The sequence below is a fragment of the Streptomyces shenzhenensis genome, assembly GCF_021462265.1.
Classification (GTDB): Bacteria; Actinomycetota; Actinomycetes; order Streptomycetales; family Streptomycetaceae; genus Streptomyces; species Streptomyces shenzhenensis.
The window spans coordinates 1-10,653 of record NZ_JAJONF010000098.1 but is presented as its reverse complement, the minus strand read 5'-3'; the positions used below and the strand labels follow the sequence as shown (position 1 = coordinate 10,653).

Here is a 10,653-nt window from a genome sequence, read left to right as displayed (position 1 = left end):
GCCACCAGAAACGGCCTAGGCCTTCCCGAAGCTGGGCGTGACGACGCGGACGCAACTGCGGGACGCGCTGGACGCCGGATCCGACGATCGGGGCATATCGGGCCTAACGGGCACGGGCTGCTGACACGCCGTACCGGGGAACGGAACGCGCGGATACACCAGCGGCACTGTGATGTCCCGGCGGGGAACCTGCGGCCTACATGTGTCAGGTGATGTATACGTGTTTACTACTGAGAGGGCGTGTCACCGGTTCACGGCTGCGGCCCTTGTCCGACCGAGGCGCACGGTGTACTGAGCGCCGGCAGGGCTTCGTGCGAACATACGTATGTTCGGTCGTGCCCTTCGGGCGGACACGTGTGCACGAGAGCGGGAGTTCGGATGAACCAGTGGCAAAAGACCGCCTGCAGTCTCTGTTACGTCAACTGCGGACTGGAGGTCCAGACCGACGGCCGGAAGATCACCCGCGTCCGCGGTGACCGGGAGCACCCGCGTTCCGAGGGTTATCTGTGCCAGAAGGCCCAGCGGCTGACCTGGTACGGCGACCACGGCGACCGCCTCACGACGCCTCTGCGCCGCCGCCCCGACGGAACGCACGAGCCGATCGACTGGGACACCGCCCTCACCGAGATCGCAGACCGGCTTCGGGCGATCAGGGACGACGACACCGGTGGGGACGAGGGGCCGATGGCCTACGTCGGCGGCGGTGGCCAGGGCAACCACTCCGGCGGCCCCTACGGACACGCTCTGCTGCAGTGGATGCGTTCCACCCGGTTGTTCGGTGCGCTGTCGCAGGAGAAGACCGGCGACTTCTGGGTGAACGGCAAGATGTTCGGCCACCAGACCTGCCACACCGCCGAGGGCGTCGAAGAGTGCGACCTGCTCTTTGTCATCGGCTGCAACCCGTGGCTGGCACACGGCTTCAACCGCGCCCGCAACGTCGTGAACACCATCAAGAACGATCCCACGCGCAGGATGGTCGTGGTGGATCCGCGGCGCACCGAGACAGCCGCCGCCGCCGATCTGCACCTGCCGCTGCGGCCCGGCACGGACGCCTACCTGCTGGGCGCGATCCTGGCCCTGATCCTCCAGCGGCGCGGTCAGGACGAGACGTTCCTGACCGCGCACGCCGAGGGTTTCGAGCAGGTGGCCGAGGTACTGCGCCGCATCCCGGTGGACGAGTTCATCACCCACACCGAGGTGCCACGAGCCGACGTGGAGCGGGCGGTGGACCTCATCCTCGGAGCGCGCGCCATGACCGTCCGTGTGGAACTCGGTATTCAGCAGGGACGCAACTCCACCCTCAACAGCTACCTGGAGAAGCTGCTCTACCTGCTGACCGGTCACTTCGGCCGGCCCGGTACCAACGCGCTGCACTCCTGGCTGACGCCGCTGTGGACGGAGTCGACCGGCCGGCGCTCGGCGATCACCGGATTCGAGTACATCGGCGGCTACCTGCCGTTGAACACCCTCGCGGAGGAGTTCCTGGCCGACCGTCCCGACCGGGCGCGGGTGATGTGGGTCGACTCGTCCAATCCCGCCAACACCGCCGCGGACACGGCCTCCTTCGAGCGCGCCATCGCCGCCGCAGAGCTCTCCGTCGTCGTCGATGTGGCGTACACCGAGACCGCGGCGCTCGCCGACTACGTGCTGCCCGCCGCCTCCCAGCACGAGAAGTGGGAGTGGACCTACTTCACGTTCGAATGGCCGGTCAACTACTTCCACCTGCGTCCGCCGATGTTCGACCCGCTCCCCGGAACCATGGCCGAGGCCGACATCTACGCCCGCCTGCTCGACAAGCTCGGCGCGCTTCCCGGCCAGGAGGTGCTGGACCACCTCACCGAGATCGCGCGTACCGACCGCGCGAGTCTTCTGTCGCGCGCTGCCCCGCTGCTGAAGGACGTACCGGGCATCGCGCCGGTCCTGCTGCACCTGACGCTGGGCCGCACACTGCCCGCCGGCGCGGCGCCCGCGGCGGTGCTGTGGGCCGGTTGCCACCAGGCGGCGCGGCGCATGACCGTCCAGGTGCAACGGGCGCTCGGCACCGGGCTGACCGGTCCCGCCCTCGGTGAGGAACTGTTCGACCGGGTCCTTTCCTCGCCCGGCGGGCTCGCCTTCAGCAACCACACCTACGACGAGGTGTGGAGCCTGATGCGCGGCGAGCGCATCCGGCTGGACGTTCCGGAACTGCTCGAGTGGCTCGCCGGGCTGGACCCGGCCGAGGACCGGCCCGACCCCGAGTTCCCGCTGTCATTGATCGGCGGCCAGCGGCGCAGCCACAACGCCAACCAGATCCTGCGCCCGCCGGCCTGGCGCCGTACGGATCCGGACGGCGCGCTGCGGGCGCGGGCCGAGGACCTGGCCGCGGTGGGAGCCGCGGAGGGCGACTGGGTGGCGGTCGTGTCGCGCACCGGCCGCGTCGTGGCCCGCGCCGAGATCGACGGCACGCTCCGCGCCGGTCAGCTGGCGCTGCCCCACGGTTACGGCATGTCGGTTCCCGACGGCCGGGGCGGACGCGTGGTCGACGGTCCCCGCATCAACCTCCTGACCGACGCCGCCGACCGTGACCCCATCGCCGGTACTCCGCATCACAAGGACGTTCCGGTCCGCCTGGAACCGGCAACCGCCGAGGAGCGGGACACCGCTCAGCGGGACAGCGAGCGGGTCCGTCGGCTGGTCACCGGCTGAGGGGCCGGTCGTGAGGGGCTCGCACCGCATGCGGAGCGGTGTCCGCGGACATCCGGCCCGCCCAGGTGCACGCGGCGGGCCATGGCGGCCGCCGGGCGCGGGACGTCCGCTGCCGCCAGGGAGGTCCCTCATGAGATTGCCGGAGCAAGCCGTCGACACCTCCGCGACGCCCGCGGCCGATCGCCCGCCCCGACAGCCGACTCCCGCCGATCGTCGCGTTCGAACCAGGACGGCCGCTCACACGTGTGTATGGTGCAGGGCCCTAGCGGTGCGGGGCGCGACTCCGTCGGCCGAACAGGAGGCCTGACGCGCAGCGGCGCGCGGGGAGTGCTCCCTGCCGCCGTACCGGCCGGCATGGTGTCCGGGCGCCGGTGGTGAGGATGCCGACGTGTCGACCGCGACCCCTGCCTGGAACGGACCGGGGTCGGGGACGTCGCGCCAGCCGGTGCGGGGGACGGGGGCGAACCCGTTCACGGTTCGCCCCCGTCCGAAAGACGTGAACCGCTGGAAAGCCGCTTACCGACCGTTCAGTCCAGTGGCTTGATGGTTCCCGTGAGGGCGATCGGAGTACCGTCCGGCAACGTGATGGGCGAGTAGACCCGGCCGCGTTCGACATCCTCCAGGTGGGTGATGGCCGCCCCTGACTCCTCCTTCCACGAAGTGAGGAACACCTCGGGCCGGATCTCCTGCGAGGTGACGGCCACCGTCTCGGTGTGGCCGTCCGGTACCAGGCCCCCGCCGTTGACGACGGTGAAGGTCATCCGCTTGTCGGACTCGAAGCGCATCTCCAGGGACAACTGACCCAGGTCGGCGAAGAAGTTCCGGTTGGCCATCGGCTCGTGTGACATGACATGCCTTCCTGATGGGCTCATACGTGTTCCTGTCAGGATTCCCCAGCACCCGCAGCGGGGCATCCGTCGTCCGACCTAGGGCGTGTTTCGAAAGTCCCGCCTGCCCCGCGACGCCTGGCACGCACTCCCCCAGCCTTCGGCCGGGGGTACCCCCACGCCGCGTTGTCGGGCTCGTCCAAGTACGTCCAGTACGAGGACGACCCTCCGCCTTGCGATCGCACGCACCAGACGCTGCGGGGCCCGCCCTTCGGGCGGACGACGGGACTTTCGAAACACGCCCTAACGTTCCGCTCGGCGGACGACGTAAGCGATCGAGCGCGTTCGGCAGCCTTCCCACGTCTCTTCCCGTACCTCGTGAGCCGGGTGCACCCGGCCACACACCTGGAGACAGCCTGACGGCACTGCGCCCCACTGGTCGACACCGGTGGGGCGCAGGGAGAGCCCGCGATGTTGCCGTCCTTCCACTGGGCCGTGTGCTGCGCGGCGGCGGAGGGGCGAGCAGTTCGAAGCCGGCCGCGCGGTCGCGGAAGAGGACGGGGCCCGCGGCCGTACGGCAACCGCCGGGGCAAGGACGTCCTCAGGCCCGGGGTGCCGCGGCCTGCGGACGGCGGACGGGCAGTCGCCACACGTCGGGGTGGGCGGTGGCGAGGCTGCGGGCCGTCTCCCGGCACGCGGCGACGAAGTCGGCCACCGTCCCCGAATCGTCGTCGCCGCGCCACATGACGCTCATGCGGTTGTAGAGGCCAGGGATCGGCACGAAAGCCACTTCCGGATGCGCGGCGAAACGGAACGAGGCCGGAACTGCCGACACCCCGAGCCCCGCTGCGACCAGGTCCGTCACCGCCGAGGGAGCGGTGGGCACCACCTTCAGTTCGACGCGCGCGGCCTGTGCGGCGGCGTGCAACTGCGCCCAGCAATGGCCGCGCTCACGCAGCGGGAAGAGCAAGGGGTCGTCGGCCAGGTCGGAGACCGTGACCTCCTTCGCGCGCGCCTTGGAGTGTCCCTGTCCCACGAGCGCGCTGGTGTGTTCCTCGATCAGCGCCTCGCTCACACATCCGTCGGCCGGGTACTCGTCCCAGGTCAGCACCGCGTCGACGCGCCCGCCGACGAGCGCGGCCGTCTCGTCGTGGTCGTCCAGACCCGTCACCGACACCTGCACATGGGGATGAGTGGTGCGGAAGGACCGCAGCGTCTCGGCGAGGAGGCCGCCGGGTGGTCCCGGCAGCGGAGCGGACACCGTCAGCACCACTGCCTCCTCACAACCCGCGGCCGCCGACCGGGCGGCGTGCACCAGCCGCCGGTTCTGCGCCAGCGCCCGCTCGGCGTGCGGCACGATCAGACGGCCGGCCGGGGTGAGTTCGGCGCCCCGGGGTGTGCGATCGAAGAGCACCACCCCGAGCAGCCGCTCCAACTGCTGCACCTGTCGGCTGAGCGCCGGCTGGGCGACGCCGATACTGCTCGCGGCATGCCTGAAATGCCCCTCTTCCGCGACGGCGAGAAAGGCTCTCAGCAGCCGGGGTTCGACGTCCGGCTCGGACGGTGTCGTCCTGAACGGTGGTTCTGGCGTGTTCACAGGAGAAGTCACCTTCGCGGTCGGGACCCGGACGCCGCACGGCGCCGTGACGGAGAACCGAACCCCCGCGGCGCCGAGGGTATTCCGTCCTGGCATCACCTGATGACGAAACGGTCTTGGACGGCACCTGATCCGTTCTGTTCAGATGAGGACGAGCGCATCGGAAGCGAGGATCCACGTGACATCCCTGACCGGCAACATCAGTTTCCCCGTCCTGACGGACCCCGACACCCAGACCGCCGTCAACTTCCTGGGCGGCCTGGTCCGCATCCGGGCCCGGGCTGCGGACACCGCAGGCGTGTACGCGCTGCTGGAGCACAGCGGGGAACGCGGTTACATGTCCCCGCTGCACCTGCACGAGTCGGACGAGGAGACCTTCCTGGTCCTCGAGGGCACCCTGCGGGTCGAGGTCGGCAACGAGGTGCGCAGTGTCGGCGCGGGTGCCCTGGCCCTGCTCCCGAGGGGGCTCGCGCACGGCTTCGTGGTGACCTCGCCCCAGGCGCGGTTCCTGACCCTGCACACCCCGGGCGGCGGCTTCGACGAGTTCGTGGCCGAGGTGGGTGTCCCCTTCGCCGCAGGCGAGGCCCTGGCCGGCGGCGCGGGCCCCGACCCGGAGGAGCTGACGCGCATTGCGGCCTCCCACGGCATCCAGATCGTCGGCCCGCCGCTGCTCCCCTGAGCCCGGCACCGAGCCCGTGCCGGCGGGCGGTTCGCGCACGGCCCTCCTACGGGACACGGTCCCGCCGCAGAGGAGCCGACGTGTCCGTGCCGCACGGCCGCCCGCCGCCTGCCGCGAGCCGATGTCGGTCATGAGCGAGGTGATCACCGACGTGCTGCGGCAGGGCAGGTACCGAGTGCTCTCCGGCGGTCCGAACGCCGCCGCGGACCTCGACGGGACCGGTCACACGTATGAAGCCGTCCCGTCTCGCAGGCCGTTTCGAGTCTGCCGGTCGAAACCTTGCGCCTCGGCAATCCGATCGAAGCGAATCAGAGCACCTGCCATGGCTGAAAGTGACGCTATATGATGACTGCATTCAGCTCGCGGCAGGAACTGCCGTGCCGAACCGACACAGGGCCCATAGCTGCGGCACCGCCCGGCGTTTGAATGTGCAAAGCAGGTATGTGCGTATGATCGGACGGGATCGGGAATTCGAACAGCTGACGGTACTCCTCGATTCGGCGCGGCAGGGACGCGGGTCCTCTGTGCTCGTGTCCGGTGAAGCGGGTATCGGAAAGAGCCTGCTCGTATCCGCAGTCACCGAGGCGGCGTCCTCGTCAGGCTTCGAGATCCTGTCCTGTCACGGCATCCGTGGCGCGGGCGCGGCCGGATTCGAGGGGTTGCACGAACTGCTGCTTCCGCTGCTCGACCGCATCGACGCACTACCGCCGCGCCAGCACGCAGCCCTCGACGTGGCCTTCGGAGCGGAGGGAGAACCGGCCGACCGTTTCATCACCGGGCTTGCCGTCTTCGGGCTGCTGGAGAAAGCCGTAGCGGCAAGTCCCCTCGTGGTGCTGATCGAAGACCTGCACTGGCTGGATCGGTCGACAGCCGAAATCGTCACTTTCCTTGCAGCCCGCATGGGTGTCATGCCGGCGCTGCTCGTGGCCACCACCCGAACTGATCGCATCTACCCGGACCATGGGCCGCACTTCAAGCATCACGTGCCATTGACGCCGCTCAGTGAGGAGGACGCGCTGGACCTGGTCGCGCTGCACGCGCCTGCATCGACGATGCCGCAACGGCACCGTCTGGTCGAGTATGCACGGGGTAACCCTCTCGCCCTGACCGAATGGTCGGCCGACCCGTCCTGGCTCGAAGGGCCGCCCCCTGTCGAGCGCGGCCGTGTCCCGATGGGCAGACGTCTCGAGGACTCGTTCCTGGCCGAGGTCGCCCTGCTGCCCCGAGCGACGCGGCACGCCCTCCTCGTCGCCGCTGCGGGAGCGGGCTCGAGCAGCCACGAAGTGATCGAGGCGGCCCGTAACCTGGGCCTGGACCAACGTGACTTCGCCCCGGCCGAGAGCTTCGGACTGATCACACTCACGGGCGGAACCTACGTGTTCCGCCACCCGTTGGTGTGTTCAGCGGTGTACGACAACGCCGACTCTGAGGCACGCTCTCGCGTGCACACACAACTGGCGGCGGTCATCGATGATGCCGCACGTGCCGTCCAGCACCGGGCCGCGGCGGCCGTCGGATGGAACGAGGAGGTCGCCGCCGAACTCGAGGAGGTCGCTGTGGCGACCGGCCGTCGGGGTGCCCGGGCCGAAGCGGCCGCCACCTGGCGACGCGCGGCCGCACTGACCCCGGTCGCAGCGGAGCGGGCGCGACGCACGGTGATGGCGGCAGAAGCCGCGCGGCAGGCGGGCGCGACGGCCGATGCCGCCGCCCTGCTCGCCGAGGCCATGCCGATCGTTCATGACGAGGCGTCACTGGTGCAGTTCGCTCGCACCGAATTGTTGATCGCCACCACCAGCACGGCGCTTCAGGGGCGTCGCGGTGACGAACTCGTCGCGCTGTCACGGACACTGAGCAACCCGGCTGACCGGGTGGAGGTCCTCACCTGGGCTGCGGTGCGAAGCTACCTGCGCCAGGACTCCTCCGCTGAGATCACGGCGGCCGTGGCCGACGAACTACGGCGGCCCGACCTTGCCGTCACCGAGGAACAGCAGGTGCTGCAGGGCATCGGCCTGGCCTTGATCAGCTCGGCATACCGGATCGCATCTGTCGAGAAGGCGTTGTCGATCTTCCACGGCCAGCTCCGCGATACGGACGCGACGCTGCTGAACTGCCTTGCGTTCGCCGTCGAGGACACCAATGACCTCACCGAGGCCGACCGTATCTGGAGCGCCGAGGTCGACATGTTCCACCGGTCGGCACGGACGAGCGACGAGACGGTGGCCATCGCCGGGCGCGGCACGGTACGCGTCACGGCCAACGCGATCTCTGCCGGCCTCGCCGACTCGGAGCAGGCACTGCGGCTCAGCTCCGATCTCGGCATGCCGGTGGTCGGGGCACTGGCCGCGGCGAACATTGCGCGCGCCCGCGCATGGCGCGGTGAACACGAACTCGCGACCGCCGCTCTGCAGACCTGCGCCGAGCTGTCCGGACTGATGCCTGTCGCCAGGGTGGCAGCCACCGCGTCCTGGGCGTCCGCTCAGATAGCGGCGAACGAGCGCCGACCGGACGAAGCCATCGCCCACCTGCTGAAGAGTGTCGAGCATCCGCCCATCGGAGTCTGGGCGGGCGGCGACCTTGCCGAAGCCGCCGTGAGAGCCGGCCGGCCGGAGGCAGTGGAGGGCTGGCTCGACATGGCAACGGCCGCCCTCGCTTCCAGCGACTCCGACCATCTCGCGATGCTCGTCTCACGGTCCCGGGCACTGCTGGCGCCGGACAGCGACGCACGCTCCCATTTCGAGGAGGCGATCAGACGCGGGGAGCAGACGACCGCGTTCCTCGACCTGGCCAAGACGCGGTTGTTCTTCGGCGAGTGGCTGCGGAGAGACCGCCGCATCATGGAGGCACGCGGCCACCTTTCCGCGGCGTTGCACGCCTTCGAGTCGCACCACGCGACGCCGCTCGCCCAGAGAACGACACAAGAACTGCGAGCCGCCGGTGGTGGAGAGGGAACACAGTCGCCGGTGAGCCTCGACGTCGGCAGCGTGCTCACCGCTCAGGAACTGCACGTCGCCCGGCTGGCCGCCGAGGGGTATACGAACAAGCAGATCGCCGACCGGGTGTATCTCTCCCACCGCACCGTGGGAGTGCACCTGTACAACGCCTACGCGAAATTGCAGATCAACCGGCGATCGCAGCTCGCCGCCGTCCTTGCGTCCGTGAGCGACTGACGCGGAGTACGGTGAATCCGTAAAAGGTGACGGCCGTAGGCCTTCTTGCAGGTCGGAGGAGCGTCGTCTTCGTCGGAGCGCTGCGATCACGAGGACGCCGCCGAGTCGGCCACGCCCCGTCCATCGGCGTTTTTGAATTCTTGCCCGTCGGCGGTCGGATGCGACCGGGCTTCGGCCCGATGACGAGAGCCGGCGCGCCCGATTCCCTCCTCCAGCAGCCGCAGGGACAGGGTCACCCTGCTGTGCCCCTCGCGGTAGTCGCTGTAGGAAACGTCGAAATCCTCGCCGTCCTGGCCGTCGTTGAGCAGCTCGCGCAGGCCGAACCGGGCCACCGCCAGATGCTCCGCGGCAGCGCGCTCGGGCGCCGCCGACGCGGCCAGGGAGGCAAGGAAGTGAACCACCTCCTCCGTCGTCGCCTCCGCCTCCATCTCCTGCTGGCTGACCACCGCCTCCAGCGCGGCCAGGGCGAGGGCGCGGGGGTCGTAGAGGCCGCGGGGAAACCGCTGCCTGAAGTTTCCCCGTGATCTTGGACACTCGATCGTTATGCTGCGAGGGCGTGCTGTTGCCGCTGCCTGGTCTCGGCTGGGGTGAGGGAGCCGAAGATCTTGTGCTTGCGCAGGCGGCGGCGGTTGTAGAAGGTCTCGATGAAGTTGAAGACTTCGGCTCGGGCGGTGGCCCGGTCGGGCCAGGTCCGGGTGCCGATCTCCTCCTTGAGGAGGGCCCAGAAGCTTTCAGCGGCGGCGTTGTCGAAGCGTGATCCGGTGCGCCCGCAGTTCCGCCGCAGTCCCAACTCCCGTATTCGGTTCTGGAATTGGGTCGATGTGTACTCGCTTCCGCGATCACTGTGGATCACGCAGCCGGGCTGCAGGTGGCCCCGGGCGTGGCCATGTCCAGGGCGTCGACGACGAGTTCGGCGCGGTGGTGGTCGGTCATGGCATAGCCGACGACCTCGCGGGTGGCCAGGTCGAGCCAGCACGCGAGGTAGAGCCAGCCCTCGGCGGTGGGCAGGCAGGTGATGTCGCCGACCAGCTTGATTCCGGGCCGCTCGGCGTGAAAGTCGCGGCTGATCAGGTCCGGGGCCGGCTTCGCCTTCTTGTCCGGCCGGGTCAGCGAGCGGTACTTGCGGCGGGTGACGCCGCGGATGTCGCGCTCGCGCATCACGCGGGCGATGCGCTTGCGGTTCACCCGCCGCCCGAGGCGGCGCAGCTCGGCGTGGATGCGCGGGACGCCGTAGGTGCGGCGGGAGGCGATGTGCAGCACGGTGATCTCGTGCGCGAGTGCGTCGTCGGCGGCCCGGCGCCTGCGGCGGGTGGCGTCGCCCTCGCGCCAGGCGTAGTAGGAGGAGCGGGCCACGTGCAGCACCCGGCACAGCAGGGTGACCGGGCAGTTCGACTTCTCCGCGTGGATGAACCGGTACAGGTCGCTCACCGGTCGTTCTCTTTTACGAAGAAGGCGGTCGCTTTTTTCAGGATCTCGATCGTCTGCTGCTGTTCCCGGTTCTCCCTGCGCAGCCGCTTGAGCTCCTCGCGCTCGGGGCTGGTCAGCTCGCCGGACTCGCCCTCGCCCCGGTCCGTCTTGGCCTTGCGGTACCAGCCGCGCAGGGACTCGGAGCTGATGCCGAGTTCCCGGGCCACGGCGGTGACCGTCTTGCCCGAGGAGTCGACGAGAGCGATCGCGTCCCGCTTGAACTCCTCGGTG

At 69.7% G+C, this 10,653-nt stretch carries 9 protein-coding genes; 3 read left to right on the top strand and 6 right to left on the bottom strand.

Annotated features, from left to right (window positions below; all coding sequences use genetic code 11):
* The first annotated feature begins 378 nt into the window (after positions 1 to 378).
* Positions 379 to 2,685, top strand: coding sequence for a molybdopterin-dependent oxidoreductase (locus LQ326_RS46295; protein WP_234545231.1), 2,307 nt, complete (start codon positions 379 to 381; stop codon positions 2,683 to 2,685).
* Positions 2,686 to 3,212: 527 nt separating this feature from the next.
* On the opposite strand, the gene LQ326_RS46290 is transcribed toward LQ326_RS46295, so the two are convergent.
* Both LQ326_RS46290 and LQ326_RS46285 read right to left on the bottom strand, forming a co-directional pair.
* Complete coding sequence (locus LQ326_RS46290) at positions 3,213 to 3,533, bottom strand: MoaF-related domain-containing protein (RefSeq protein WP_234545230.1); 321 nt, start codon at positions 3,531 to 3,533, stop codon at positions 3,213 to 3,215.
* Between the two features lie 580 nt (positions 3,534 to 4,113).
* Complete coding sequence (locus LQ326_RS46285; protein WP_234545229.1) at positions 4,114 to 5,109, bottom strand: LysR family transcriptional regulator; 996 nt, start codon at positions 5,107 to 5,109, stop codon at positions 4,114 to 4,116.
* 178 nt (positions 5,110 to 5,287) lie between these two features.
* On the opposite strand from LQ326_RS46285, the gene LQ326_RS46280 reads away from it, so the two are divergent.
* Positions 5,288 to 5,788, top strand: a complete 501-nt coding sequence (locus tag LQ326_RS46280) for a cupin domain-containing protein (protein ID WP_234545228.1) — start codon at positions 5,288 to 5,290, stop codon at positions 5,786 to 5,788.
* 449 nt (positions 5,789 to 6,237) lie between these two features.
* Positions 6,238 to 8,955, top strand: coding sequence for a helix-turn-helix transcriptional regulator (locus tag LQ326_RS46275; RefSeq protein WP_234545227.1), 2,718 nt, complete (start codon positions 6,238 to 6,240; stop codon positions 8,953 to 8,955).
* Between the two features lie 86 nt (positions 8,956 to 9,041).
* Here LQ326_RS46275 and LQ326_RS46270 read toward each other — a convergent pair whose 3' ends face one another.
* The 4 genes from LQ326_RS46270 to LQ326_RS46255 all read right to left on the bottom strand — a co-directional run.
* On the bottom strand, positions 9,042 to 9,401 hold the full coding sequence (locus LQ326_RS46270; RefSeq protein ID WP_234545226.1) for a hypothetical protein: 360 nt from the start codon (positions 9,399 to 9,401) through the stop codon (positions 9,042 to 9,044).
* A 95-nt stretch (positions 9,402 to 9,496) separates the two neighbouring features.
* On the bottom strand, positions 9,497 to 9,745 hold the full coding sequence (locus LQ326_RS46265; RefSeq protein WP_234545225.1) for an IS3 family transposase: 249 nt from the start codon (positions 9,743 to 9,745) through the stop codon (positions 9,497 to 9,499).
* A gap of 59 nt (positions 9,746 to 9,804) precedes the next feature.
* On the bottom strand, positions 9,805 to 10,383 hold the full coding sequence (locus LQ326_RS46260; RefSeq protein ID WP_234545224.1) for an IS3 family transposase: 579 nt from the start codon (positions 10,381 to 10,383) through the stop codon (positions 9,805 to 9,807).
* Positions 10,380 to 10,653: transposase (locus LQ326_RS46255; protein ID WP_234545223.1), on the bottom strand; the 274-nt coding region annotated here is incomplete at its 5' end. The genes LQ326_RS46260 and LQ326_RS46255, both read right to left, overlap by 4 nt.